Below are 26,795 nucleotides of genomic sequence, written 5' to 3' on the forward strand. Positions count from 1 at the left end.
CGATAGAAGGGCGGGGAGTTTTCGTCCCATCCGGAGGTGTTCCGTGTCCCAGACCCGCGCGATCGTTTGCGTCAGCCCATCCGAGCTCGAAGGCGCCGGCCTTACGCCGCAGCACCTCGCCTGGGCCAGAGCCAACGGGTTCACCGGACAGGCGGGCAAGCTCCTGGCGCTGCCCGACGCCGAGGGCGGGGTCGCGGCCTATCTGTTCGGCATGGGGGACGGGAAGGACCGCTCGGCGCTTGTGGTCGGCCTAGCCGCCGCCGGCCTCCCCACTGGCCGCTATCGGCTCGATGGCTCGTTTGGCGACGCGACCGCGGCGGCGCTCGGCTTCCGGCTGGGGGCTTATCGCTTCGACCGCTATCGCAAGGAAGGGGAACAGGTCGAGCTCGACCTCCCCGAAGGCGCCGACGCTGCCGAGGTGGAACGGCTCACCCAAGCCGCCTTCATCGCCCGTGATCTGGTCAATATCGCCTCCAACGATCTGGGCCCCGATGCCTATGAAGCCTGGATCGCCGATTTCTGCGCCGAGCGGGATATCGCGCTCAAGGTGACACGCGGCGATGCGCTGCTGGACGCCAATTTCCCCATGATCCATGCGGTGGGGCGTGCCAGCGACCAGGCGCCGCGTCTGGTCGATTTCTCCTGGGGCGATGCGGCCCATCCCAAGCTGACCCTGGTCGGCAAGGGCGTGACCTTCGATACCGGCGGGCTCAACATCAAACCGGGCAATTCCATGGCTCTGATGAAAAAGGACATGGGCGGCTCGGCCAATATACTGGGCCTCGCCCATGCCATCATCGATGCCGGGCTGAAAGTGCGCCTGAGGGTTCTGATCCCCATCGTCGAAAACGCCATATCCGGCTCGGCCTTCCGCCCCGGCGACGTGCTTCCCTCGCGCAAGGGCCTGACGGTGGAAATCGGCAATACCGATGCCGAAGGGCGGCTGATTCTCGCCGATGCCCTGGCCCTCGCCGATGAGGACGACCCCGAACTGATCATTGACATGGCGACCCTTACCGGCGCGGCGCGGGTCGCGCTCGGACCGGAATTGCCGCCGCTCTATGCGCGGGATGAAGCCTTTGGGCGGGCGGTGTGCGAACACGGCGCTGCCCTGGACGACCCGCTCTGGCCGATGCCGCTCTGGCCGGGATATGACCGGCTGCTGGCCTCCAAGATCGCCGATGTCAGCCATATCTCGACCGGGGGCATGGCCGGATCGATCACGGCGGCGCTGTTTCTCAACCGGTTCGTAAAGCCCGAGACCGACTGGCTGCATCTCGACATCTATGCATGGGCCCCCGAGGCGCGCCCCGGCCGGCCCTATGGCGGGACCGATCAGGGCATCAGGGCGCTTTATGCGGCGCTGAAGGCGCGTTTCGGTCAGTAGCCCTTGCCCCTGTCGACGACATTGGCGAGCGGCTGGCCCGCCTCGTGGTCGAGCAGCATTTTGGCAAAGTAGCGCACCCCGCTCTGCTCGTTGGAGATCGCCGCGATGTGGGGGGTGATAAAGCAGGTCTCGATGTCCCAGAGCGGGCTGTCCTTGGGCAGCGGCTCGACCTCGAAGACGTCGAGGCTGGCGGCGGCCAGCGTGCCGTCGCCCAGCGCCGCGGCGATGTCGGCTTCCTTCTGGTGCCCACCCCGCGCCGCGTTGACGATGGCCGGCCCGCCAATCAGCGGCCCGCGCCGCAGCTTGCCGAACGTCTCCCTGTTGAGGATGCCCGCCGTCTCGGCGGTGAGAGGCAGCAGGCAGACGAGGATATCGGTGCGGGCGAGGAAGGCGTCGAACTGGTCGTTGCCGGCAAAGGTCTCGATGCCCTCGATGGTCTTGGCCGACCGGCTCCAGCCCGCGACGTCGAAGCCGATGGCCTTGAGCTTGTGCGCCGCGTCGACGCCCAGGACGCCCAGCCCCATGATGCCGACGCCGATCTCGTGACTGGCGGGCGGATAGAGCTGGCTCCACACCTTCTTTTTCTGATGCGCCGCATAGCGGGTGAACAGGCGCTGATGCATGCTGACCTGGGAGATCACGTAATCGCTCATGCAATGGGTCAACTCGTCATCGACGAAGCGCACGATGGGAACGTCGGGGAGGGCGGGGTGCTGCAACAGGGCATCGACCCCGGCTCCGAGCGAGAAGATGGCCTTGAGGTTGTCGAGCCCGACAAAGGCATCGGCAGCCGGCTTCCAGGTGAAGATGTAGTCGATGTCGGCGGGCTGATAGGCGTCGGAGCGCTGCTTGACCGGATAGCCGGGCAGGGCGGCCCGGAACCCTTCGGTCCAGCCCGTCTCGTTTATACCGGTGAGATGAATCAGCATCGCCATGGTGGGACATCCTTCACTGCGCAGAAAAAGGGCCGTCTCCCGGTCGGGGAAACGGCCCGTTCATAGCGGCTCTTCGAGCCTATGTCATTGGGCGGGCGCGGCGGGTGCGTCCTCGCCTTCGAGGGTCAGCGCGTCGACCTCGTCGGCGACCGGCTGGTCGGGCTCCGCGGGGGCGCCACCGCCGCCGGTCAGGTCCATGGGATCGTCCGACAGCGTGTTGAGGAAAACGATCAGCGCGGCGCGGTCTTCCGGCGAGGAGAGGCCGGGGAAGCTCATCTTGGTGCCGGGGGCGAAATCGCGCGGGCTCTCGAAGAAGGCGTCGAGATTGGCGGGGGTCCAGGTCTCGCCGGCCTCGCCCATCGCCGCCAGGGCGTCCGAATAGGCGAACTCGGCGTGGTGGGCGATCTCCTGGCCCACGATGTCGTAGATGCCCGGGCCGACGCGATTGGCGTTGGCGGCCGTATAGTCGTGACAGGCCTGGCAGCGCACGATCAGCGCCTGGCCCTGCTCGGGGGTCACCGAAGCGAGCAGCATGACGAGCTCGTCATCGGCAGGCGCGGCGGCTTCCTCTGCGGGGACAGCGGCTTCAGCAGCTTCAGCAGCTTCCTCAGCCGCCGGCTCTTCGGCGGCGGGTTCCTCGGCCGGCGCTTCGACGAGCGGGGTGGGATCGTCCGACAGCGTGTTGAGATAGACGATCAGCGCGGCGCGATCTTCCGGCGAGGAGAGACCGGGGAAACTCATCTTGGTGCCGGGAGCGAACGTGCTCGGGCTTTCGAAGAAGGCGTCGAGATTGGCGGGCGTCCAGGTCTCGCCATCGACGCCCATGGCGGCCAGGGCGTCCGAATAGGCGAACTCGGCGTGGTGGGCGATCTCCTGGCCCACGATGTCGTAGATGCCCGGGCCGACGCGATTGGCGTTGGCGGCGGAATAGTCATGGCAGGCCTGGCAGCGCACGATCAGCGCCTGGCCCTGTTCCGGGGTCACCGAAGCAAGCAGCGTGCTGAGTTCGTCCTGGGCCGGCGCGGCGGCTTCATCCCCGGCGCCTTCGGCCGCCGGCTCCTCGGCGGGTGCTTCGGGCAGCGGATAGGGGTCGTCGGAATTTTCCCGCAGGAAGGCGATCAGATTGGCGCGGTCCTCGGGATTGGAGAGGCCGGCAAAGCTCATCTTGGTGCCCGGGGCGAAATTGCGCGGGCTTTCGAGGAAAGCGTCGAGATGCTCGTAATCCCAGACCTCGCCCTCGGCGCCCATCTCGGCCAGAACGTCGGAATAGGCAAAGCCGTCATGGCTGGCGATCGGGTGACCGACCACGCCATAAATGCCCGGGCCGGTGCGGTTGGCGTTCTCGGGGGAATAATCGTGACAGGCCTGGCAGCGGGCAATGAGGCCCTGGCCCGCAGAGGCCGACGCCGTCTGCATGCGCGCGGCGATGGGAGCGACGCCCGGCACCTCCTCGGCGCCTCCAGCCGCGCCATCCTCGACGGGCTCCGGCAGGGCGTAGCCCGCTCCGCGCCCTTCGATGGGCGCATAGATTTCGTCGGCGATGAAGCCGACACCCATGACAAAGACCAGGGTGCCCAGAATGGCGCCGAAAATCTTGTTGACCTCAAAAGAATTCATAATCTCGGTCTCTCCGTACCGTTATCCCCGCCCGAGCCCCGGCAGCCGAACGCAAATTACGGCCCAGCTCCGACAAACCCGGCTGCACGAGGTTTGCACCCCTGCGCCAAAGGCTCGGATTCGCCTGCATGGCCCGCGCGCGGACTGTATAATGGAAGCCACGGCCCGCGCAACCGGCATAGGCCGGGTGCGACAATCCCGCAAGAGGGAATAGGGAGCCCGTGCACAATTGACTTGCCCTGGGACGAGGCGTTAGGTGCACGCGCAAAGGTCAAGGATGGTGTCACATGTCGCGCAAGATCGCCTTTCAGGGGGAATTGGGAGCTTTCAGCCATGCGACGGCCATGGCGGTGTTTCCCCATGACGAGGTCGTGCCCTGCGTCACCTTCGAGGACACCATCGGCGCGGTGCAGACCGGCAAGGCCGACTACGCCGTGGTGCCGGTGGAAAATTCCCTCTATGGGCGGATCACCGACATCCACCATATCCTGCCCGATAGCGGGCTTTACATCATCGGCGAGTATTACCTGCCGGTGCGGATGAACCTTCTGGGAATCAAGGGCACGACGCTCTCCGAGATCACCGCGGTGCAATCGCTGTCGGTGGCGCTGGGCCAGTGCCGCAAGTTCATCGCTCGCCACGGGCTGCGCACCATCAATGCCGTGGATACGGCCGGATCGGCCCGCGAAGTGGCGCAGAAGGGCGACCGCAGCCTCGCCGCCATCGCCTCGAAATTTGCCGGCGAGACCTATGGTCTGGACGTCATCGCCGAAAATATCGAGGACGAAGCCCACAACACCACCCGCTTCCTCATCATGTCGCGCGAGCCGCAATACGCGAGGCCCAACGGCACCCAGGTCAAGACGACCTTCGTCTTCCGGGTCCGCAACGTGCCCGCCGCGCTCTACAAGGCCATGGGCGGGTTCGCGACCAATGGCGTCAATATGACCAAGCTGGAAAGCTACATGGTCGGCGGATCGTTCACCGCCACCCAGTTCTATGCCGATATCGAGGGCCATCCGGACGACCACAACGTCAAGCTGGCGCTGGAGGAACTGGGGTTCTTCTCCGATCACTTCAAACTTCTGGGCATCTATCCGGTCGCCGATTCCGCGCCGTAAAAAGCCGTCCCGCCCCTTGCAAACCGCGCGCCGATGCAGCACATAGGGGCCGGGAGGTTGGTGGCGGACGAACCGCTCGCCAACCGGGTCAGGTCCGGAAGGAAGCAGCCCTAACGAGTACGGCACGGGTCGTCGTCAGCCTCCTGCTAACCCGCCAGAATTCGATGGCGCGGCCCTTCCCCCCGCATAACGGCATGTGATGGTGACCTCGACGACCCCAGCAACGCCCTATCAGGTTCTGGCCCGCAAATACCGGCCGTCGAGCTTCGAGAGCCTTGTTGGTCAGGACGCGATGGTCCAGACCCTGGACAACGCCTTCAAGGTGGGGCGCATCCATCACGCCTTCATCCTCACCGGCGTGCGCGGCGTGGGCAAGACCACCACGGCCCGCATTCTGGCCCGCGCGTTCAATTATGCCGACGCGGCCGGCGCCCGGCCCACCCTCGACCTCTCCAAGGAGGGGCTGCACTGCGCCGAAATCATCGCCGGCACCCATGTCGATGTGATGGAAATGGACGCGGCCTCCAATACAGGCATCGATTCCATCCGCGAAATCAATGCCATGACCCGCACCCCGCCGATGAGCGCGCCCTATAAGGTGTTCATCATCGACGAAGTGCACATGCTCTCCACCTCGGCCTTCAACGGCCTGCTCAAGACGCTGGAAGAGCCGCCCCCCTACGTCAAGTTCATCTTCGCCACCACCGAGATCCGCAAGGTGCCGGTCACCATCCTGTCGCGCTGCATGCGGTTCGACCTGCGCCGCATCGCGCCCGAGGTGATGACGGACTATCTCGGCGGGCTGCTGGCGCGCGAGGCGGTGTTCTTCGAGCCCGAAGCGCTGTCGATGATCGTGCGGGCGGGGGAAGGCTCGGCGCGCGACTGCCTGTCGCTGACCGACCAGGCCATCGCCCATGGCGGCGGGGAGATCACCGCGCAATCGGTGCGCGACATGCTCGGGCTGGCCGACCGGGCGCGGATCATCGACCTGTTTGAAAAGTTGATGGGCGGCGATATCGCCGGGGCGCTCGACGAGGCGCGAGCGCTCTATGATTCGGGCGCCGACCCCACCACCATCGTCGCCGACCTGGCGGAACTGACCCATCTCATCACCCGCATCAAGATCGTACCCTCGGCGGCCGAGGACCCGGTGCTCACCCCCGACGAGCGCGGCCGGGGTGCTGACCTGGCGCAAAGGCTCGGCCTGCGCATCCTCACCCGCACCTGGCAGATTCTCTCACGGGGGCTGACCGAGATCGCCCAGTCGGGCAATGGCCTGCAGGCGGCGGAAATGGTGCTGATCCGCCTCGCCTATGCCGCCGACCTGCCCGGCCCCGAGGAACTGATCGAAAAGCTGTCGAGCCCGCCCGCCGAGGGCGGAGGGCCGCTGGCCGGCCCTTCGGTTTCCGCGGGCGGCGGGGGCATGCAGGCCCGCGCCATGGCCCCTGTCCAGCGTTTGCAGCTGGCCCCGGTCGCCGCGGCGGCGCCGCAGGCCGCCGCCTTGCCGGCGCCGAAATCCTATGAGCAATTGGTGGCGCTGGCCGGTGAGAAACGCGATCTCCTCGTCAAGCACGCGCTTGAATCGGATTTGAAGCCCGTCGCCTTCGAGACCGGCCGCATCGAGATCGCCCTCACCCCGACCGCCAATCTGGCCATCGTCTCGACGCTGTCGGCGCGGCTCAAGGAGTGGACGGGGCGACCCTGGATGGTCACGGTCTCGACCCGGCAGGTCGACGCCCCCACCCTGCGTGAGGCGCGCGAGGCCGAACGCGACAACCAGCGCAATGCCGCGCTGGAAGACCCGCTGGTCAAGGCGGTGATGGAGACCTTTCCCGGCGCGCGGCTGGTCGATATCCGCACCCGCGCCGATACCGAAGAGGCCGAGGCTTCAGCCGAAGGGCCAGAGATGGCGCCAATCGATCCGGAGGACGATGAATGAAAGACTTGATGGGCATGATGAAGAAGGCCCAGGAATTCCAGCAGCGCGCCCAGGAGATGCAGGACGAGGCAGCCAGCCATCTCGTCGAGGGCGTGGCCGGGGGCGGCATGGTGAGCGTCACCATGAGCGCCAAGGGCGACCTGCGCGGCATCAAGATCGACCCCGGCCTGCTCAAGCCCGAGGACGCCGAGATCGTCGAGGATCTGATCGTCGCGGCGCATGCGGATGCGCGCCGCAAGGGCGAGGAGTTCCTGGCCGAGAAGATGAGCGAGATCACCTCCGGCCTGCCCATTCCGCCGGGCATGAAGTTTCCGTTCTAGACGCAGGGCCGTTTTCTATGGCGAACGCCACCGGCGGGCCGGAAATCGAACAATTGATCCAGCTGCTGTCCCGGCTGCCCGGCCTCGGCCCGCGCTCCGGGCGGCGGGCCGTGCTGCACCTGATCAAGAAGAAGGAGCAGCTGATGGTGCCGCTCGCTGCCGCGCTCGAACGCGCGGTGGCGGCGGTGAGGGTGTGCGAAAGTTGCGGCAATATCGATACCGTCTCCCCTTGCGGCATCTGCTCTGACCCCAGGCGCGCCGAATCGGGCCTTCTGATCGTCGTCGAGGACGTCGCCGACCTCTGGGCGCTGGAGCGGGCCGGCATCGGGCCGGCGCGCTACCACGTGCTGGGCGGGGTGCTCTCGCCGCTGGACGGGGTGGGGCCCGACGACCTCTCCATTGACCAGTTGCTGCGCCGCGCGCCGGACTATTCGGAAATCGTGCTGGCGGTCAATGCGACGGTCGAGGGGCAGACCACGGCCCATTACATCACCGACCGCCTGGCCGGAACCGGTGTGACCATCACCCGGCTGGCCCATGGCGTGCCCGTCGGGGGCGAACTCGACTATCTCGACGAGGGCACGCTCAGCCAGGCGCTCAAGGCCCGCACGCGCTTTTGAAACCCTTCGTTAAGCCTGCCGCGTGAGTTCCCCCGCCTGCGGGCGGGACATCGCTCTTTGTTTACGCTTGCGGCCCCATAGGCGGTATTCCATACGCATTTTTGGGGATGGCGGAGATGAGCGAAATCGTCACTTCTCTTTATTTTCAGCACGATATCCGCTTCGTGCTGCTGGCCGCGGCGATCTGCGCGCTGTCCGCCTTTGCCTGCATCTCGATCCTCAACCATGCCCGCCGCTCGGCGGGCTGGGCACGGGCGGCCTGGATCGGGGTCGCCGCCGTCTCGGTCGGCTTCGGCATCTGGGCCACCCATTTCATCGCCATGCTCGCCTTCGATATCGGCTTTCCGGCCAGCTATGATGTCGGGCTGACGGCCGCTTCCCTGGTCATCGCCATCGCCATATGCGGCACCGGCGTCGCCATGGCCGTGCTGGGCAACCGGACCGCCGACCTCGCCTTGGGCGGCGCCATCGTCGGGGTCGGTATTTCCACTATGCACTATACCGGCATGCACGCCCTGCAGGTGGGGGGCGAGGTGAGCTGGAGTTCGGGCCTCGTCGCGCTCTCGGTGATCTTCGGCATGGCGCTCTCTGCCCTGGCTTTCACCCTGGGCAGCCGCCGCAACCGCTTCGGCCTGCGCCTGGCGGGGGCCGGGCTTCTGACGCTCGCCATCTGCGCCATGCATTTCACCGCCATGGGCGCGGCGGGCTTTGAGAACTGCTACGCCATCGTGGGTCCGGACGATATCCGTCCCGGCCTGTTGTCGCTGATCGTCGGAGCGGCGTCGATCCTCATCCTGATCGCCGCGCTGGGGGGCGTGATGCTCGACCTGCGCGACCGCAAGCGCATGGCCGCCGAGGACAGCCGCCTGCGCAGCCTCGCCGACGCGGCCGTGGAGGGGCTGATCGTCTGCCATGAGCGCACGGTGGTGGCCGTCAATGAAAGTTTCCAGCGGCTGATCGGAGATACGGGCGAAATGGCCGGCCGCGCCGTCGAGGACTTCTTGCCTCCGCCCGATTGCGACATGCTGTTCGCACAGCCCAACCAACTGCTCGAAATGGAGTTGTCCGCCGCCAGCGGTGAGCGCATTCCCGTCGAGGTGGTGCTGCGCGACGTCGATTTCGGCGTCGAGGCCCATCGCGCCATTGCCGTGCGCGACCTGCGGGCCCGCAAGCAGGCCGAGCACCATATCCGCTTCCTCGCCCATCACGACGCCATGACCGGGCTCGCCAACCGCACCAGCTTCAGCAAGCGGCTCGAGGAGGAAATGGAGCGCAGCCGGCTGACCGGGCAGCGCCTCGCCGTGCTGTGCATCGACCTCGACCGCTTCAAGGAGGTCAACGACCTGTTCGGCCACGCGGCGGGCGACGCGCTGTTGCAGAAGGTCGCCACCGTCATGGAAGGGGCGCTGGCTCCCGGCCAGTTTGCCGGCCGGCTGGGTGGCGACGAATTTGCCATCATCGCCCCCGCTGTGGGGGAGAAGCCGGAAGAGGCGGCCATCGTCCTTCTCGAAGCCTTCGCCGATTCCAATATCGGCAGCATCGAGGGCGGCATGATCTCCGCCTCGATCGGCATCGCGCTCTATCCCGACCACACCGTCGAAGCCGACCAGCTGATGACCTTCGCCGACACGGCGCTCTATTGCGCCAAGGAGGAGGGACGAGGCTCCTATCGCCTGTTCGAGCCGCAAATGGGTGCTCAGGTGCGCGACCGCCGCCTGCTCGAGCACGATCTGCGGCTGGCCCTGGCGCGCGATCAGCTGGCCCTCGTCTACCAGCCCCAGGTCGATATCGAGACCGCCGAAGTGACAGGTTTCGAGGTGCTGCTGCGCTGGACCCATCCCGAACGCGGTGCGGTGCCGCCGGCCAAGTTCATTCCCATCGCCGAGGAAACCGGCCTCATCATGCAATTGGGCGAATGGGTCATGCGGTCCGCCTGCAAGGAGGCGGCGAGCTGGTCCAATCCCCTTTCGGTCGCCGTCAACGTCTCGGCGGTGCAGCTCCACGCGACCCATTTCGTCGATTTCGTGCGCGATGTGCTGCGTACCACCGGCCTCGCGCCCGCGCGGCTGGAAATCGAGATCACCGAGACGGCGATGATCCGCAACATCAACCGCGCCATCTCCAATCTGCGCCAGGTCAAGGCGCTGGGGGTCAAGGTGGCCATGGATGATTTCGGCACCGGCTATTCCTCGCTCTCGAACCTGCGCGCCTTCCCCTTCGACCGTATCAAGGTCGACCAGTCCTTCATCCGGGCGGTCCATGACAACGACCAGTCGGCCGCCATCGTGCGCGCCGTGCTGGGGCTGGGCAAGGGGCTCAACCTGCCCATCCTGGCCGAAGGGGTGGAACGCCCCGAGGAGCTGGAATTCCTGCGCAATGAAATCTGCCATTCGGCCCAGGGCTACTGGTTCGGGCGGCCGCAGCATATCGGGGTCTATGCCGACGTCATCTCCGGCCGGCGCCGGACCCTCGATGCGCACCTGCCGCCGCTCGGCGAGAAACGCTCCGCTTAGGCGATCCGCCATGGGGGTGTGATCAGTCGATGAGGCTGGGGCGCTCGTCCTCGAATTCCAGCGCCTCGATCTTTTCCCCGCGCCGGGTGACTTTGCCGGTGGAGATCAGGATCTGCTCCACATCGGCCTGGGTCTGGGCGAAATGCGATTTGAGCTTGCCGACCCGCTCGTCCAGCCGGTTGACGTCGGCCAGGAGCGCAATGACTTCCTTCTGGATGATATGGGCCTGTTCGCGCATGCGCACGTCACGCAGCAGGGCCTGGATCACCTGGATCGAGAGCATCAGCAGCGAGGGCGAGACAATGACCACCCGGGCCCGCGCCGCCTTCTGCACCACATCCTCGAAGCGCTCATGGAGGTCCGCGAAGATCGATTCCGAAGGCACGAACATGAAGGCGGTGTCCTGGGTCTCCCCCGCGATCAGGTATTTTTCCGCGATGGCCCGCACATGCACCGTGCAGTCATTGCGGAAGCCGGTCATGGCGGCGCGCACCGCCTCGGGGGTTTCGGCCTCGGAAAGCCGCTGCCAGGCTTCGAGGGGGAATTTGGCGTCGATGACCAGCGAGGGGGCGCCATTGGGCATGTGGACCAGCGCGTCGGGGCGCGAATTGTTCGACAGCGTCGCCTGGAAGGAATAGCCGTTCGAGGCCAGCCCGTCGGCGATGATCGCCTCCATCCGCCCCTGGCCGAATGCCCCGCGCTGCTGCTTGTTGGCAAGGATCGATTGCAGCGAGACGATTTCGCCGGACAACTGGGCGATATTGGTCTGCGCCCTGTCGATCACCGCCAGCCGCTCGTTGAGCTTGGTGAGGGTTTCCTCGGTCTTGGTGCGGGTCTCGGTCATCGACTGGTTCACTCGGTGCGAACTGGCGTCGATCCGCTCGGTGAGCAGACGCGCCAGATCCGAGGTCCGGTTGCCGAAAATCTCGCTCATGGTCTGCATGCGCCCGGTCATTTCCGACTGGATGCGCATCATGTCGGCCATGTGCCGTTCCATTTCGGCCGCCTTGGCCGCATCGCCCGCAGCCTGCTCCTCGCGCCGCGCCGCCGCCCGGTTCTGGCTTGCGAGGATGAGGACCAGCCCCACAACGGCGACGGCAAGCCCGAGCACCAGGGCGATGGCGAGAGTGACGGGCGTTCCGCCGATATCGAAAAGCACTGTTTCCATAATGTTCTTGTTATCTGATTCGCCGCGTCCCATATGAGGCTTGCTTGACCGCGCCGGGGCGCGTGGATTAACCAGAGCGCACCAACCCACAAGAGACGTTCAATGGCCGTTCGCGAAATTCTTATCCTGCCCGATCCCCTGCTGCGCAAGGTGGCCGAACCTGTCGCCGAATTCGACGACGAGCTGAAAAAGACCGTCGAGGACATGTTCGAGACCATGTACGAGGCCCCGGGCATCGGGCTGGCCGGCCCGCAGATCGGCTATATGAAGCGGGTGATCGTCATCGACCTCGCCGATGAGGAAAATCCCGATTCGGGCAAGATCGCCATGGTCAATCCCGAGATCGTCGGCGTCAGCGAGACCACGGAAATCTCCGAGGAAGGGTGCCTGTCGATCCCCGAATTCTACTACGAGGTCGAGCGGCCCGCCGAGGTGACGGTCAAATACCGGACGCCCGAGGGTGAGGAAGTCACCCGCCACGCCACCGGCCGTCTCGCGGTCTGCATGCAGCACGAGATCGACCATCTCGATGGGGTGCTCTATATCGACTATCTCTCGCGGCTGAAGCGCGACCGGGTGATGAAGAAATTCCAGAAGCGGGCCAAGCTCGCCTCCTAGTTGCATGTGGCCGACTTTAACGGAGAATGACGATGAAGCTCGTCTTCATGGGCACGCCCGATTTCGCAGTGCCCACGCTGACCGAAATCGTCATGCGCGGGCACGAGGTCATCGCCTGCTATACCCGTGCGCCCAAGCCGGCCGGGCGCGGGCAGGCCGAGCGCAAGTCCCCGGTGCATCTGGCCGCCGAGGAGTTCGGCATCCCGGTCTTCACCCCCAAAAATTTCCGCGACCCGGCCGATGTGGCGGTGTTCGCGGCACTGGGGGCCGAGGCGGCCGTGGTGGTCGCCTATGGCCTGCTGCTGCCCCTAGCCATTCTCGAAGCTCCCGACAAGGGCTGCCTCAACCTGCATGGCTCGCTCCTGCCGCGCTGGCGCGGCGCGGCGCCCATCCAGCGGGCCGTCATGGCCGGGGACCGGCAGACGGCGGTGTCGGTGATGCGCATGGAGGAAGGGCTCGATACCGGCCCGGTGAGCCTTATCGATATCATCCCCATCGCCCCCGACATGACCGCCGGCGAACTCCATGACGAGATGATGCGCACCGGAGCCGACCTGATGGGCCGCGCGCTGGCGGCGCTCGAACGCGACGCGCTCGAATTCACCCCGCAGCCGGACGAGGGCGTCACCTACGCCAAAAAGATCGACAAGGCGGAGAGCCGCATCGATTTTTCCCGCTCCGCGGCTGAGGTCCACAACCACATTCGCGGCCTGTCGCCCTTTCCCGGCGCCTGGTTCGAGATCGTGCGCGATGGCAAGCCCGTGCGGGTCAAGGCCCTGCGCTCGGCGGTCGTCGAGGGCGATGGCGCGCCGGGAACCGTGCTCGAGGGGCTGGTCGTCGCCTGTGGCGGGGGCGCCGTGCGCCTCACCCGCGTGCAGCGCGAGGGCAAGGGCGCCATGGACGCCGAGGCCTTCCTGCGCGGCATGGGCGACCTCCGTGGAGCCGTGGTGGGCTAGGGTCGACATTCAACTATATCACGTTCACGATGGAGACGAAAATGGCCAGATGGCAGGAAGAGAGCGTAGCGCGTATCGAAATACGGGTAAGCTTTCTGACGCACCAGCTGGCCATTTTCGTCCCACCCCGGAGGGGCGCGCCGGCTGTGCCCGTCCGGTGCGTCAAGCCGCTTGCCCGTGTCAGGACACGGGCGTCGCGTCTTTCCTGCCGAGCCGAACACATCCGGCAGCGTCGTGAGCGTGATATAGTTGAGTGTCGACCCTAGCGATGCCCCGCTACAAGCTCACCATCGAATATGACGGAACCCCCTTTGTCGGTTGGCAGCGTCAGGCCGATGCGCTCTCCGTGCAGGAGGCCGTCGAGACGGCGATCCAGCGCCTCTCGGGCGAGGATCTGCGCATCCAGACCGCCGGGCGCACCGATGCGGGGGTGCATGCGCGCGGGCAGGTGGCTCATGTGGATCTGGAGCGCCAATGGGAGCCGTTCACCGTGCTCCAGGCGCTCAACTTCCACCTCAAGCCGCACCCTATCGCCATTCTGGCCTGCGAGATCGTCGACCCCGCTTTCGAGGCCCGCTTTTCGGCGACCGCGCGCCATTACCGCTATCTGATCCTCAACCGCCGCGCCCGGCCGGCTTTGGAGGCCAACAAGGTTTGGCACGTCGCGGTTCCGCTCGATGCGGACGCCATGCAGGCGGCGGCGCAGACCATTCTCGGCCGGCACGATTTCACCACCTTCCGCTCCGCCCAGTGCCAGGCCAGATCGCCCATCCGCACCCTCGACCGGTTCGATGTGCGGCGCGAGGGGGACATGATCGCCATCGAGGTTTCGGCCCGCTCCTTCCTCCATCACCAGGTGCGCTCCATGGTGGGCTCGTTGAAGCTGGTGGGAGAGGGGAAATGGTCGGCGGGCGATTTCCGCGCCGCCCTCGACGCCCGCGACCGCACGCGCTGCGGCGCCATGGCCCCGGCGGCAGGGCTCTATCTGATGGCCGTGGATTATCCCTAACACTAGAACCGATGCCGCACGATGCTGGGCGGCGGCTCGGCCGCGGCCAGCCGCATCTCGGCGGCAGCAGGTTCGAACCCGGCCTTGCCGGCCAGCACCGCATGGAGCGCAAAGGGCGGCACGACGAAGACGAACAGGAATGCCCAGAGCGGATAGCGCATGATCGAACTCTCCCTGCCCGCCGGATCGGGCATTGGAGGCATCATGACGGCGAGATGCGAAGGGCGCGCTTACCGGTTCGATTGCATTTTATCGAAGGCGATCGAGAGCACCGATTCCAGCGTCAGATAGGACCGCACAAGGCGAAAGAGGATATATTCGGGCAGGCCCACCAGCGCCTTCACCCGGCCATTGGCCAGCGCCGCGAAGGCCGCCATCAGGGCCGGGGCGCCGAGCACCACGGCGACCACCGCCGGCAGGGTCAGCGGCGTCATCGGGTTGAAGCCCACGAAATAATAGAGGACGCCGAAGATGACCAGCGGCACGGTCATCGCGCGGCGGCCGGAATTGAGCAGCATGAAGGGCAGGATGATTTTGCCGCGCACCGACCCCGTCCAGCCATCGAGATAGGCGCGGTTGCGGGCCGAGACGTGATAGACCGAGCGGAACCAGCGCATGCGCTGCTCGCGCAGATGCGTCCAGCTGCGGGGCACTTCCGAAACATAGGTGATGGTGGGATCGCCGACGATCCGGTAGCCCATCTCCCCGATGCGCAGCGACATGTCGGTGTCCTCGCCATTCATGCCGCCCACGAAGCCGCCGGCTTCCCGCACCGCCTGGGTGCGATAGACCGCGAACATGCCCGGCACCCCGACTATGGCGTCCACCGCGCCATAGGCCACCTGATAATAGCCGTGCTTGAGGAGGGTTTCGAGATCGCGGGCCCGGTCGAATTTCCCCGTCCCCGGTGCGATGGGCAACCCGCCTACCACGCCCATATCGGGGCTCGCGAAATGGCGCAGCGCGTACCGGATCGCATCGGGATGGATCTGGGTGTCGGCGTCGATGCGGATGACGAACGGCGTGTCGGTGGCGGCGATCCCCGCATTGAGGGCATTGGATTTCCCCGGCACGGGGACCGAAACCACCCGGCCGAGAATATGGCCCAGCGCCGCGAAGGCCTCGGTCGCGGCCTGCGGCGTGGTGTCGGTCGAGCAATTGTCGAGCACCAGCACATGCACCTCGCCCTCATAGCGGGCGGCGGCGGCATCGAGCGCCGCCAGGGTACGCGGCAGGATATGGGCCTCGTTATGGGCGGGAATGATGACGGTGACGGCGGGGCTGAACCGGCGCTTGCGCCCCAGCACCGATTTGAGCGTTCCCAGCACGTAGAGGATGAAGAACAGGACGGGAAGGAACAGGAAGACCCCCGGCCCGGTGCCGCCCAGCAGCGCGACCGAGCGCAGATCGTCGACCAGCGGCAGGGCCAGCCCGTCGACCCAGAGCGAGATGGCCATGGCAAGGGCGACGGCGGCGAGGATCGACAGGAAGGACAGGGGCTTGAGCGCCAGCCTGAACGGGGCCGAGGGCGCGCGCGGCGGCATGGTGCCCTGATCGAGCAGGCGAGTCGAGAAGATGAAAAAGCCGAAAAGGCCCGACAGGATCTCCACCACATGGATGGAATAGACAAACCCCGTCAGCCGGAAGGCGACGATGTTGATGAGGTCGAAGGCGGCGCAGACCACGAGATAATAGAGCGTCACCTCGAGGAAGAATTTGAGTCGCCCCGGCGCACGCGCGCCCACTACGGCGGAAAAGGCCACGGTGAACGAGACGATGAAGATGCGCAGCGGGATCGAATGAACCCCCAGATAGGGCGAGAACACCACGTCCCCATTGGGAAACCAGGAGCGCAGCGGCTCGGTGCTGATCAAGGCGAGCAGCACCGTCGCCACCATGGTGAACAGCACCAACAGGGTGGGGGCCGCCCACACCGAGAGCGGCCGCGTCAGCCGGGCCGGCGCGCTGTCCACCGACCAGTAATCATGGTCCCTCGATGCAGGCTGGAGCATGGGTGCTATCGCGTGACCATGAAGATGACGGTATCCCCGGCGAGGTCCTGGACCATCGGCAGGGCCTCGAACAGGGAGACGAGGCCCGGAGCGCTGCCGTCCTCGGCATTGGCGATGACGAGGCGCATATTGAAGTCGGCCCCGATCTCGCCGATGTCGCGCAACGCGGCGCGCAAGCCGCCCGCCGTGGTGACGGCGATGGAGATGGGTGCCTCCCCCGCCTCCGCCCCGAAGCGCACCTCAGCCGAGGCCGGCAACAGCTTGCCCAGCATGGCCGCTGCCACACGCTGCGACCCGGCATCGAGCGGGGTCGCGACGGTCAGCCCGAGGGTCCCCGCATTGGCCATCTCACGCACCAGCAGCGGCAGGCCCTCCCGGGGCTGGGTGCCGGCAACGGTAAGGCTGGACTGGCCGAGCAATTGCGCCTGCGCGCTCGGCAGGACCTGGCAGACGGACGTGTTGGTGCTGGTATCGATGAGTTCGACCTGCAGCACATTGGCGAGGGCCTGGACCGCGATGGGCAGGGAGACGTCGAGGGCGAGGGTTTCGCTCTGCCCGTCGAAGCGCTCGGTGGTCAAAAGGTTCTCGTTGAGCGAGACGCGGACCATCCAGTCGGTGTTTGCCGCCAGCTTGGAGGGCTTGATGGCGAGGCGAAAGGTGCGTGGCATCAGCCCGCCGGGAAGGTCGGCCAGCGCGTAGGGAATGGCCCAGCGCCGCGAGCCCCGGAAGGTCTTGAGCAGCGTTTCCGCGCCGAGGGTTTCGACGGAAATCGGCCAGGTCTCGATGGCCTGCGCCACCGGGGCGATGCCGCGCGTCCGCAACAGGGTGTGGATTCCGCTTCGCCCCGAGACCACGATGCGGTTCGCCGCATCGAGGGCGAGACCGGACTCGGCCCCCTCCTGGACGATGACGATGTCGGCGGCGTGGTCTTCGGTCGCCCAGCGCACCGCGACCCCGTTGCGTTCGAGCACCTCGCGGCCCCAGATGGCCAGCGCCTGCTCCTCGGGCGAGACGCCGCGGTCGAGCCGGGCCGGGTCGGCCAGGGTGGCGATGCGCACCGGGAGGGTGTCCGTGGCATCGGCGGTCATCACTTCCAGCCCGCTTTCGGCCAGCAGCGTGATGGCCGCGCCCGAATTGGTGGCGTCGACGGGGCAGATCTGCCCGCCGCTGGTGGTGCCGCGGCCTTCCAGCGTCACGATGACGAGGTGCCCCAGCATGTCCGCCGCGTCGAGCGCGATCTCCACCTCGTGCCGCGAGCGGCCGGCATTGAGGACGATCTCGCCGCGCCGGTCGCCATTGACGGCGATGGTCATGCGCCCATCGCCATCGGCGCTGAGCTCGGCCTCGAACGCCAGCCTGAGGACGGCGGATGCGGCATTGATCCCCGCGGGCAGGGGAAAGCGGATTTCGCTCGAATCGGGGAAGCCGGCCAGTCCCATCCAGCGCTCCTGATGCGGGCGCGGCACCCAGACCCGGTTGAGCCCGGCTTCAGGCGGCGTGTCGGACAGGGTGAGGTGGGGCAGGCTGTCGACGGAGACCGCGGTCAGCAGCCGGTCGAGCACGTCCCCGCCCCGCGTATAGGCAATGGCAGCGCCCACGATCACGAAGCTGAGCACCGCGATCAGGAGCAATCGCAGGAAGTCCTTCATTGCGCGGCTCTTCCCAGAGCGTCGGCCGAGGAAAGGCCGGGAGCGTTGTCGCGGGTCCACAGCGCGGTGGCGGCAATGGCGTCGGGATTGTGCCGGTCGATATATTTGGCGGCGATCTCCGTGGTTTCCGCCAAAAGCCCGTCGCGCAGCAGGATGGGATCGAGCCCCAGGGCGCGGAAGGTGGCGTTGGAGACGCGCAGGTCGTTTTCCGCCGCCTCGTTGCGCGGGTTGTCGACATATTCGACGCTTGCGCCGGTCACCTCGGCCACCAGCCGGGCCAGGTCGCGCACGCGATGGGTTTCCGCCGCCTGGTTGAGGATCTTGACCGGCTCGCCCCTGGCGGGCGGGTTGGCGATGGCCAGCGCCACGCAGCGCACGGTGTCTTGGATATTGATGAAGGCGCGGGTCTGTCCGCCCGTGCCGTGCACGGTGAGCGGATGGCCGGCCACGGCCTGCATCAGGAAGCGGTTGAGCACGGTGCCATAGTCGCCGTCATAGTCGAAGCGGTTGACGAGCGCCGGATCGAGCCTTGTTTCCGCGGTCTGGGTGCCCCAGACGATCCCCTGGTGCAGGTCGGTGATCCGCAGACGGTCGTTGCGGGCATAGAAGGCGAACATCAGCTGATCGAGGGATTTGGTCAGGTGATAGACGCTGCCCGGCCGGGTCGGATAGAGGATCGAACGCGGATAGCGCGTGCCGTCCGGTCCCTCGACGGTAACGTCGAGATAGCCTTCGGGAATTTCCAGCCCGTCCCCGTCATAGCCATAGACCCCCATGGTGCCGAGATGGACCAGATGGGTGTCGTGTTCGAGATCGGCGAGGACGGCGAGCAGGTTATGGGTGCCGTTGATGTTGTTGTCGACCGTATAGGTCTTGCGGCGCGTGTCGCGCATGGAATAGGGCGCGGCGCGCTGCTCGGCGAAATGGACCACCGCATCGGGGCGAAGATCGGCCAGCAGCGCGCGCAGCCCGGCGAAATCCTGGGCGATGTCGAGTTCGACGAAGTCGATGGTCCGGCCGCTGACGCGCCGCCACGCCGTGAGGCGATCGTTCATGGGCGAGATCGGGGTGAGGCTCGGCGCGTCCAGTTCGTCGGCGATGCGGCGCCGCGAGAAATTGTCGGCGATGGTCACGGCATGGCCGAGGCGCGAAAGATGCAGCGCCGTGGGCCAGCCGCAAAAGCCGTCGCCGCCGAGAACGAGAATGGAAAGGGGCACGCAATATCTCCTTGGTCGCCGGACGCATTGCGCCGGTCGATGTCACATTTGGAGTTCCCGGTGTGCCCCGCTTGCTTGATTGACCTAAGCGTCATCAAGACAACCAATACGAAAACTTCGATTGGTAAATACGCCTTAACCTGAGTTTACCAAGTAGGCTAAAATACGAACGGAGCATTGCCGCGCCGCGCGATAATCAGTTGTCACTTTTCTGTCACAGTGGGGCTGGCGGTCTACAGGAGCAGAGCGAGGAAGATGATTCCCCCGATAAGCGCAAACCCCTGGGCGGCGAAGGCCTGGATGATTCCCGCCACATCGAGGTCGACCATCAGCCGCGCGATGTTGATCTCGGCGATGAGGGCGGTGATGGCGACCGCGGCCCAGACGAGCAGCACCAGGGTGACGATCCGCTCTCCCGCCTGCGGCCCGAGCAGCAGGGCGCCCGCGAAGGCGCAGACGAAGGTGGCGATGAGCAGGACAGAGATGGCAATCGCCTGCGTCCAGTTGCTGGCCACCATGAAGGCCCGGAAGCGGCCCAGCGCGCCGAAGCGGGGCAGAAGCAGCCGCATGGCGCCATAGCGCAGCGCCACGAGAACGCCGGCGATGAAGAGTTGCAGGCTTGGCGAATGCTGCCCCCGTCCCGCATCGCCCAGCCCGGCGAACGCGGCGAGCAGCACATGGGCGAGGATCAGCGCGATGAAGCTGCCGGCCAGCCCGCGCTGGCTGGTCTCGAACCACTGGCCGGAAGCGGCCCGCCCCAGAACCAGCATGAGGACGCCGCTCAGCGCATCGCGGGCTTCGGCGAGCAGCGTGGGCAGGGGCTGGACGGCCGACATCAGATTTCGGTTGGCGCCACGGGGGCGAACAGCACGCCCACGGCCAGCAGCGCGATCAGCATGCCAATGGTCTGCACCACGATCAGCATGACGATCTGCCCCGCCTTCATACCCACCACCAGCCGCGCATTGTTGATGCGGGCCAGAAAGCCGATCACCACGGCCAGCAACAGGATGAGCTCGGCCGACAGCGTTACCATGGCGACCACCGCCAGGATCAGCGAGACGATGGCGTTGACCCAGTTCTCGACGGTGACGAAGGCGACGAATCGGTCGCTGAGCCCGGTGAGGCGCAGGACGACCCAGGAGCTGCCCATGATCCCGCCATAAAGCAGGGCGTTCTGGATGAGGGCGGCGAAGGTCGAGCCGCCGGTGCCCCCGGGGGCGATGATGGCCGACATGGCGAAGGTCACCACCACCGAGACCAAGAGGGCGACGAAGCTCGACGCGAGTCCGCGCAGATCGGTGAAGAAATAGCCCGGCGCGTCCCGCCGCCCCAGGATCAGCCGCCAGCTCCCCACGATCGCGGCGCGTGTTTCTTCCATGAGGGTCGGCTGGGCGGTGGTCACGACAATCGGCTCTCGGTTCGCGTGGTCGGGTCGGAGTTCAACATGTAGAGGGCGGCGGGGCATCCGGCAAGCATGTCAGGCCGGCGCCCGCCCCAGGAAGGCGGCCACGTAGCGGGCGTAGAAATCGGAGAGCCGCTCCACATCGGCGACCGGCACGCGCTCGTCGACCTGGTGCATGGTCGCCCCGATCAGCCCGCATTCGACCACCGGGCAATATTGGGCGATGAAGCGGGCGTCCGAGGTGCCGCCAATGGTCGACAACTGCGGCCGGATGCCGTTATGGGCTTCCATGACGTCGCACAGATGGCTCACATGCCCGCCCGGCGGGGAGATGAAGCAGCGAGAGATGGGGCCGACCTGCTCGAAATCCACGCGGCAGCCGCGCGTCTCGACCGCGGCCAGCCGGGCCTGGATCTCGGCCAGCAGCGTCTCGCCGGTCCAGGTGTCGTTGAAGCGGACGTTGAAGCGCAGCGTGGTCCGTTCCGGGATGACGTTGGCGGCCGGGTTGCCGGTGTCGATCCCGGTGACCTCGAGATTGGTCGGCTGGAAATGCTCGGTGCCGGCGTCGAGCGGCGCATAGAGGGCACGCACGATCTCGGCCGCGACGGGCATGGGATTGTTGGCGCGCTGGGGATAGGCGGCGTGGCCCTGCTTGCCGGTCACCGTGATGCGCCCCGACAGCGAGCCGCGCCGGCCGATCTTGATCGAATCCCCGAAGCGTTCGAACGAGGAGGGCTCGCCCACAATGGCGAAATCATAGGTCTCGCCGCGCGCCGCCGCCCATTCGAGCAGCTTTTTCGTGCCGTTGACCGCGTCGGCTTCCTCGTCATTGGTGATGGCGAGCGACACCGTGCCGGCCTCCAGCCCGCCCTGGGCGGCAAGCTGCTGCATGGCGCCGCAAAAGGCCGCCACCCCGCTTTTCATGTCGGTCGCCCCGCGGCCCCACATCACCCCGTCGACGATACCCGCCGAAAAGGGGTCATGACTCCAGTCGGCGGTGTCCCCCGGGGGGACGACATCGGTATGGCCGGCAAACAGCAGATGCGGGCCGGGCCGCTCGCCCTTGCGGGTCGCATGAAGGTTGTCGACAGGGTAGGAGCCGTCGCCCTCGAAGCGCAACCGCGTGCACGCGAAGCCCAGCGGGGTGAGAAAGGCCTCCAGCACGTCCAGCACCCCCGCCTCGACCGGGGTGACTGAGGGACGGCGGATGAGATCGGCGAGCAGCGAGACGGCGGGATGGGCCATGATGGGTGTCGGTGTCCGGAAGGAGGAATTCAGTCGCGCAGCAAATCGTTGATCGAGGTTTTCGAGCGGGTTTTCTCGTCCACGCGCTTGACGATCACTGCGCAGTAGAGATTGGGCCCTGGCGTGCCGTCGGGCAGCGGCTGGCCGGGCAGCGAGCCCGAGACCACCACCGAATAGGGCGGCACCCGGCCATGGAAGATCTCGCCGGTGGTGCGGTCGACGATCTTGGTCGACTGGCCGATGAACACGCCCATGGAGATGACCGAGCCCTCGCCCACCACCACGCCCTCGACGATTTCCGAGCGCGCGCCGATAAAGCAATTGTCCTCGATGATCACCGGTCCGGCCTGCAGGGGCTCGAGCACGCCGCCAATGCCGACGCCGCCCGAGAGGTGGACGTGCTTGCCGATCTGCGCGCAGGAGCCCACGGTCACCCAGGTATCGACCATGACGCCCTCATCGACATAGGCCCCCAGATTGACGAAGCTGGGCATCAGGATGGCGTTGCGGCCGATAAAGGCCGATTGGCGCACGATAGCGCCGGGCACAGCGCGAAAGCCCGCTTTGCGGAAGGCGTCCTCGCTCCACCCTGCGAATTTCGAGGGCACCTTGTCCCACCATTGCGCGCCCCCCGGCCCGCCGGCGATGGCCTGCATGTCGTTGAGGCGGAACGAGAGCAGCACCGCCTTCTTGAGCCATTGATTGACAGTCCACTGGCCGTCGGCGCCTTTTTCCGCCACGCGCGCCCGCCCCGAATCGAGCAGCGCCAGCGCCTCCTCGACGGCGTCGCGGACGACTCCGGTCGTCTGGTAGTCGATGGTGCCGCGGGCCTCGAAGGCGGCATCGATCGTGGCGGCGAGGTCGGTCATGGACATGATGTCATTGGCCTTGGAGAGGTTTGCGGAGGGCACGGCGCGGACCATAACCGAACCGCCGGGGGCGCGAAACCCACAATTGGGAACCGATCCGGGTCAGATAGCAGGCATGGGCGTTCGCACGCACAACCGCGTCATGGGGCTTGGAAAATCAGGCACCGATCCTTAACACCGCGCTGGCATGGTAAAGAGAATCGAAACGAACGGGAGCCGTCGATGGGCCGCAAACGCCATTCCTCGCTGAGATCGTCCAAGGAGGACATGGAGGCCGTCCGCCACACGCCGCAGACGCCGCAGACTCAATCGGCCGCCTATCGCCTCGCCTTCGCCGACGAGGAGTTCATGACGAGCGAGGACCTGCGCGGCGTGCGCTTCCAGCTCGAATATCTCAAGATCGAGTTCCGCCTGCGCGAGGCAGGGATCAATTCGACGGTGGTGCTGTTCGGCGGCGCCCGCATTCCCGAGCCGGGAAAACCCGCCTGGGCCGCCAAGACAGAGACCGCCAAGAAGAATCTCGAGCGCAACGCGGTCTATTACACTGAGGCCCGGCGCTTCGCGCGGCTGGCCTCGCTCACCTCCAAGGCCTCGGGGTTCAGCGAATATGTGGTGGCGACCGGAGGCGGCCCGGGAGTGATGGAGGCGGGCAATCGCGGCGCCGCCGATGTGGGGGCGCCTTCGATCGGCTACAATATCGTCCTGCCGCACGAACAGGCGCCCAACACCTATGTGACGCCCCAGTTCGCCTTCAATTTCCACTATTTCGCGACGCGCAAGATCCATTTCCTGATGCGCGCCAAGGTGGTCGCCATCTTCCCCGGCGGCTTCGGCACCATGGACGAGTTCTTCGAGGCGCTGACCCTCATCCAGACCGGGCGCATGGACCGGATTCCTCTGCTGCTGTTCGGTCGGGCCTTCTGGAAGCGGGTGCTCAATCTCGAGGCGCTGGCCGAGGAGGGCACCATCTCGCCCGACGATTTCAAGCTGTTCGAATTCGTCGATACCGCCGAGGAAGCGTGGGAAATCGTGCGCAAGACCTACAATCTCCCCCATGTCGCCGAGGAGATGGGGGAAGTGCCCGCCACCGAAAGCGGGCACTGAGAGGGGCAGGCCTGCCCCTCCGCGGCGTCCGCGGCAGGATCAGTCGTTGGCGGTGATCTGCACGTTCAGCAAGTCGACGAGGACGAAGGGATCGGACTCGATCTCGTCGGCGCGCTCCTCGAAGGTCGAGAAGGCCACCGGCTCGTCGGGAGCGACCGAAATGGTGAAATTCTGCGGGTCGGCGATGAAGGTGTTGACCGCGTTGGTCACCATGGTCTTGAACGCCTGATCCTCTACTTCGGCCAGCGCCATGGGCACCATGAACTGCAGCCCGGCCTTGAAGGTGTCCGCATCCACGCCCTGCTCGGCCCCGATGATCTCGAGCACCTTCATGAACAGCGACGCATCGTCATAGCGCAGCGAGCCGCTGGCCAGCTTGACGTCTTCCATGCTGGCCAGCATGGATTGCGACATGGCCATCACCTGCTCGTCGGAGAGCTCTTCGCCGGCCTCGGTCATCTCGGCCATCTTGAGATTGATCTTCATCATCTCGGTGTAGAGTTCCTCGGTATAGCCTTCGAGCGCGAAGGCCATGGAGAAGGAGGCGAGATCGTCGGCGACGAAGCTCATGTCGTCGAGGCTGACCACGCCGGTATCCGGCCACCAGGTGCCCGAACCGCCCATGGAGCCGGTGAACACCTCCATGCCCAGCGCTTCCAGCGCCTTGCGGGCCTCGGGTTCCTCGAGAGAGCTGAGATCGACCCTTATGCCCGAAACGTCATAGCTCGAGGTGATGCCGCCATCGGCGGCGCTCTCGCTGACTGCGCTTTCCATCAGCGCGACGGTGAATACCTCGTTGCCGTCCGGATCGGTGACGGCGAGGGGGCCGGCCACCATGCGGTCGTAGAGGCTCATGCCGATCTGCATGGCATTGGCGACGCTGACCTGGGCCGGCAGTTCGATGCCCTCGACGGCGATGTCGACCAGACTCACCGAGAAGCCTTCATCCTCGTCGGTGTAATCGACATCGGCAATGGTGGCGCGGGCGGCGGTATAGCCGCCATCGGCGGTTTCGACCACGCCCTCGAAGACCAGGTCGCCGGGAACCTCGATGGGGTCTTCGCCCGGCAGCAGGATGGTGAAATCGGAAATCGTTATCGTATCCCCATCCGCCGTCGCCGCGTCATAGGCGAAGCTCAATCCCATGATGCGGGCGGTTTCGACCAGCCGGTCGGCGAATTGGTCCGCCTCGAGCGCCAGGGCGGCGGTGCTGGTTCCGCCGAGCAGGGCGGCGGAAAGAAGCATGAGACGCGTAACGTTCTTGATCATGATGGTCCCCGTGTGCGCGCCATGAAATCCAGCGCTGTTCAAATTGGTTTCACAGACGGCCGCACCGCCCATGACGGCCTAACGCGCTCAACCGCGTTTGCGTTGCCGGAGCGAAATCTATCGTCAAGCCTGCGGCGAGAACAAGGCATCAGCGGCAGCGGACGAGGAAATCGGCGATATTGTCGGTGACATAGTGCACATGGGTTTCGCCCTCGGCGCGTCCCAGCTCCCACACATCGCACTGTTCGTGCGCATAATCGGGCCCTGCCACCACCTGCACGGTGGTCATGCCGATCTCGTGGGGGACGCGCAGATTCTTTTCCAGGTCGTCGAACATGATGGCGCGGCCGGGATCGACCCCGTGGGCATCGAGAAATCCCGCATAGGCGACTTCGAGCGGCTTGGGCTGGTATTTGGCGGCCTTGATGTCGAAGATGCCTTCGAACAGGTCCTGCGCGCCCAGCCGGGCCAGCACGGCCTCGGCGTGCGAGACGCTGCCATTAGTGAAGATGAACTTGCGCCCCGGCAGCAGGGCGATGGACTGCACCAGCTCCGGATGGGCGTTGACCGGGCCGTAATCGATGGCGTGGACGGTCTGGAGATAATGCTCGGGATCGACCTTGTGCGACTTCATCAGCCCGTTCAGCGTCGTGCCGTGATCGCGGTAATAGAGCTTTTGCAGGTCGCGTGCTGCGGCGAAATCGAGCCGTGCCACCTCCATCACATATTGGGTGATCAGCGTATCGATCTGCGCGAACAGGTTGCACTCACGCGGATAGAGCGTGTTGTCGAGATCGAAAATCCAGTCGGTGATCCGATCGAAGGCGGGCGAGGGGGAAGACATCTGGTTCATGACCCCATTATGCCTCAAATCCGTGAACGGCACATGACTGAAAACGCAGCTGTGATCACCTCGTCCTACCGCACCATCAGCGTCCCCGCGCCGTGCTCGGTGAACAGTTCGAGCAGCACCGAGTGGGGGGTCTTGCCGTTGACGATCACCACGCCCTCCACGCCCCGGTCGAGCGCTTCGATGCAGGTTTCGACCTTGGGGATCATGCCGCCCGAGATGGTGCCGTCGCGGATCAGCGCCCGGGCTTCCTCCACCGAGAGCTCGGGGATGAGGTCTCCCTTCTTGTCGAGGACGCCGGGGACGTCGGTGAGAAACAGCAGCCGCTTGGCGAACACCGCCCCGGCGATGGCGCCAGCGAAGGTGTCGGCGTTGATGTTGTAGGTCTCCCCGTCCCGTCCCGGCGCCACCGGCGCGATCACCGGGATCATTTCCGAACGGGCCAGGAGGTCGAGCAGGGTGCGATCGATGTCGACCGGCTCGCCCACAAAGCCCAGGTCGAGGATGCGCTCGATATTGGAGGTCGGGTCGATCACGGTCTTCTTGGCCTTTTCGGCGAACACCATGTTGCCGTCCTTGCCGCACAGCCCGATGGCCCATTCGCCCTCGGCATTGATCAGCGCCACGATCTCCTTGTTGATCGAGCCGGCGAGCACCATTTCGACGATCTCGACCGTCTTGCGGTCGGTGACCCGCAGCCCACCCTCGAACTTGGATTCGATGCCGAGCTTGCCCAGCATCTCCCCGATCTGCGGGCCGCCCCCATGCACGACGATGGGGTTGACCCCCGATTGCTTGAGCAGCGCCACGTCGCGGGCGAAGGCCCGTCCCAGCTCGGGATCGCCCATGGCGTGCCCGCCATATTTGATGACGACGGTCTTGTTCTCGTAGCGCTGCATGAAGGGCAGCGCCTTGGACAGCACCTCGGCGTCGTAAGCGTTTTCCAGTCCGGCCATGGGGCTTGGCGTCTCC

General features: G+C 66.0%; 24 protein-coding genes and 1 other RNA gene. 11 read left to right on the forward strand and 14 right to left on the reverse strand.

Going from position 1 to position 26,795, the window contains the following annotated elements:
• The first annotated feature begins 43 nt into the window (after positions 1-43).
• Positions 44-1,387, forward strand: coding sequence for a leucyl aminopeptidase family protein (locus DVH29_RS03570; RefSeq protein WP_114644788.1), 1,344 nt, complete (start codon positions 44-46; stop codon positions 1,385-1,387).
• Here DVH29_RS03570 and DVH29_RS03575 read toward each other — a convergent pair.
• Together DVH29_RS03575 and DVH29_RS03580 are read right to left on the reverse strand one after the other, a co-directional pair.
• The gene (locus DVH29_RS03575) at positions 1,381-2,322 is read right to left on the reverse strand and encodes a 2-hydroxyacid dehydrogenase (RefSeq protein WP_114644789.1); all 942 of its coding nucleotides are present in this window, start codon (positions 2,320-2,322) and stop codon (positions 1,381-1,383) included. The two genes, DVH29_RS03570 and DVH29_RS03575, sit on opposite strands and share 7 nt — an antisense overlap.
• Before the next feature lie 84 nt (positions 2,323-2,406).
• Positions 2,407-3,939 carry a c-type cytochrome gene (locus DVH29_RS03580; protein WP_114644790.1) on the reverse strand — a complete coding sequence of 511 codons (1,533 nt, stop codon included), beginning with the start codon at positions 3,937-3,939 and terminating at the stop codon, positions 2,407-2,409.
• Between the two features lie 287 nt (positions 3,940-4,226).
• Here DVH29_RS03580 and DVH29_RS03585 point away from each other — a divergent pair, with 287 nt between their 5' ends.
• The 6 genes from DVH29_RS03585 to DVH29_RS03610 all read left to right on the forward strand — a co-directional run bounded on the left by DVH29_RS03585 (position 4,227) and on the right by DVH29_RS03610 (position 10,452).
• The gene (locus DVH29_RS03585) at positions 4,227-5,060 is read left to right on the forward strand and encodes a prephenate dehydratase (protein WP_114644791.1); all 834 of its coding nucleotides are present in this window, start codon (positions 4,227-4,229) and stop codon (positions 5,058-5,060) included.
• A 52-nt stretch (positions 5,061-5,112) separates the two neighbouring features.
• Positions 5,113-5,207: signal recognition particle sRNA small type (gene ffs / locus DVH29_RS03590), an RNA gene on the forward strand.
• A 52-nt stretch (positions 5,208-5,259) separates the two neighbouring features.
• Positions 5,260-6,999, forward strand: a complete 1,740-nt coding sequence (locus DVH29_RS03595) for a DNA polymerase III subunit gamma/tau (RefSeq protein ID WP_114644792.1) — start codon at positions 5,260-5,262, stop codon at positions 6,997-6,999.
• Positions 6,996-7,319 carry a YbaB/EbfC family nucleoid-associated protein gene (locus tag DVH29_RS03600; protein WP_114644793.1) on the forward strand — a complete coding sequence of 108 codons (324 nt, stop codon included), beginning with the start codon at positions 6,996-6,998 and terminating at the stop codon, positions 7,317-7,319. The genes DVH29_RS03595 and DVH29_RS03600 overlap by 4 nt, the downstream gene beginning before the upstream one ends.
• A 17-nt stretch (positions 7,320-7,336) precedes the next feature.
• Entirely contained in the window at positions 7,337-7,939 is a 603-nt protein-coding gene (recR, locus tag DVH29_RS03605) for a recombination mediator RecR (RefSeq protein ID WP_114644794.1), read from the forward strand.
• Positions 7,940-8,055: 116 nt separating this feature from the next.
• A complete protein-coding gene (locus tag DVH29_RS03610) occupies positions 8,056-10,452 on the forward strand; it encodes a bifunctional diguanylate cyclase/phosphodiesterase (protein ID WP_114644867.1) in 2,397 nt (798 codons plus the stop codon).
• A 22-nt stretch (positions 10,453-10,474) separates the two neighbouring features.
• Here DVH29_RS03610 and DVH29_RS03615 read toward each other — a convergent pair whose 3' ends face one another.
• A complete protein-coding gene (locus tag DVH29_RS03615; RefSeq protein ID WP_114644795.1) occupies positions 10,475-11,620 on the reverse strand; it encodes a DNA recombination protein RmuC in 1,146 nt (381 codons plus the stop codon).
• Positions 11,621-11,722: 102 nt separating this feature from the next.
• On the opposite strand from DVH29_RS03615, the gene def reads away from it, so the two are divergent.
• From def to truA, 3 genes are all read left to right on the forward strand, one after another.
• Positions 11,723-12,238: a peptide deformylase gene (def, locus tag DVH29_RS03620; protein ID WP_114644796.1), complete on the forward strand. Its 516-nt coding sequence runs from the start codon at positions 11,723-11,725 to the stop codon at positions 12,236-12,238.
• A 32-nt stretch (positions 12,239-12,270) separates the two neighbouring features.
• A complete protein-coding gene (gene fmt / locus DVH29_RS03625; RefSeq protein ID WP_114644797.1) occupies positions 12,271-13,194 on the forward strand; it encodes a methionyl-tRNA formyltransferase in 924 nt (307 codons plus the stop codon).
• 268 nt (positions 13,195-13,462) lie between these two features.
• Positions 13,463-14,203 carry a tRNA pseudouridine(38-40) synthase TruA gene (truA, locus tag DVH29_RS03630; RefSeq protein ID WP_114644798.1) on the forward strand — a complete coding sequence of 247 codons (741 nt, stop codon included), beginning with the start codon at positions 13,463-13,465 and terminating at the stop codon, positions 14,201-14,203.
• Positions 14,204-14,205: 2 nt separating this feature from the next.
• On the opposite strand, the gene DVH29_RS16340 is transcribed toward truA, so the two are convergent.
• The 8 genes from DVH29_RS16340 to dapD form a co-directional block, all read right to left on the reverse strand.
• Positions 14,206-14,364, reverse strand: coding sequence for a hypothetical protein (locus DVH29_RS16340; protein WP_158541546.1), 159 nt, complete (start codon positions 14,362-14,364; stop codon positions 14,206-14,208).
• 69 nt (positions 14,365-14,433) lie between these two features.
• The gene (locus DVH29_RS03640) at positions 14,434-16,215 is read right to left on the reverse strand and encodes a glycosyltransferase family 2 protein (RefSeq protein ID WP_114644800.1); all 1,782 of its coding nucleotides are present in this window, start codon (positions 16,213-16,215) and stop codon (positions 14,434-14,436) included.
• A 5-nt stretch (positions 16,216-16,220) separates the two neighbouring features.
• On the reverse strand, positions 16,221-17,864 hold the full coding sequence (locus tag DVH29_RS03645) for a cellulose biosynthesis cyclic di-GMP-binding regulatory protein BcsB (protein ID WP_114644801.1): 1,644 nt from the start codon (positions 17,862-17,864) through the stop codon (positions 16,221-16,223).
• Positions 17,861-19,081, reverse strand: a complete 1,221-nt coding sequence (locus tag DVH29_RS03650) for an NAD-dependent epimerase/dehydratase family protein (protein ID WP_114644802.1) — start codon at positions 19,079-19,081, stop codon at positions 17,861-17,863. The genes DVH29_RS03645 and DVH29_RS03650 overlap by 4 nt, the downstream gene beginning before the upstream one ends.
• A 233-nt stretch (positions 19,082-19,314) precedes the next feature.
• Positions 19,315-19,917, reverse strand: coding sequence for a hypothetical protein (locus DVH29_RS03655; protein WP_114644803.1), 603 nt, complete (start codon positions 19,915-19,917; stop codon positions 19,315-19,317).
• Positions 19,917-20,486 carry a hypothetical protein gene (locus tag DVH29_RS03660; protein WP_114644804.1) on the reverse strand — a complete coding sequence of 190 codons (570 nt, stop codon included), beginning with the start codon at positions 20,484-20,486 and terminating at the stop codon, positions 19,917-19,919. The genes DVH29_RS03655 and DVH29_RS03660 overlap by 1 nt, the downstream gene beginning before the upstream one ends.
• Positions 20,487-20,561: 75 nt before the next feature.
• On the reverse strand, positions 20,562-21,731 hold the full coding sequence (gene dapE, locus DVH29_RS03665; RefSeq protein ID WP_114644805.1) for a succinyl-diaminopimelate desuccinylase: 1,170 nt from the start codon (positions 21,729-21,731) through the stop codon (positions 20,562-20,564).
• A gap of 29 nt (positions 21,732-21,760) precedes the next feature.
• Positions 21,761-22,606, reverse strand: a complete 846-nt coding sequence (dapD, locus tag DVH29_RS03670) for a 2,3,4,5-tetrahydropyridine-2,6-dicarboxylate N-succinyltransferase (RefSeq protein WP_114644868.1) — start codon at positions 22,604-22,606, stop codon at positions 21,761-21,763.
• Positions 22,607-22,822: 216 nt separating this feature from the next.
• On the opposite strand from dapD, the gene DVH29_RS03675 reads away from it, so the two are divergent.
• Complete coding sequence (locus DVH29_RS03675; RefSeq protein WP_114644806.1) at positions 22,823-23,704, forward strand: LOG family protein; 882 nt, start codon at positions 22,823-22,825, stop codon at positions 23,702-23,704.
• Between the two features lie 39 nt (positions 23,705-23,743).
• On the opposite strand, the gene DVH29_RS03680 is transcribed toward DVH29_RS03675, so the two are convergent.
• The 3 genes from DVH29_RS03680 to argB all read right to left on the reverse strand — a co-directional run bounded on the left by DVH29_RS03680 (position 23,744) and on the right by argB (position 26,779).
• On the reverse strand, positions 23,744-24,973 hold the full coding sequence (locus DVH29_RS03680; RefSeq protein WP_114644807.1) for an aq_1923 C-terminal domain: 1,230 nt from the start codon (positions 24,971-24,973) through the stop codon (positions 23,744-23,746).
• Between the two features lie 148 nt (positions 24,974-25,121).
• Entirely contained in the window at positions 25,122-25,826 is a 705-nt protein-coding gene (locus tag DVH29_RS03685; protein WP_114644808.1) for a pyrimidine 5'-nucleotidase, read from the reverse strand.
• Between the two features lie 65 nt (positions 25,827-25,891).
• Positions 25,892-26,779, reverse strand: coding sequence for an acetylglutamate kinase (gene argB / locus DVH29_RS03690; RefSeq protein ID WP_114644809.1), 888 nt, complete (start codon positions 26,777-26,779; stop codon positions 25,892-25,894).
• Between the last annotated feature and the right edge of the window lie 16 nt (positions 26,780-26,795).

Source organism: Pelagibacterium lacus, from assembly GCF_003345525.1.
Classification (GTDB): Bacteria; Pseudomonadota; Alphaproteobacteria; order Rhizobiales; family Devosiaceae; genus Pelagibacterium; species Pelagibacterium lacus.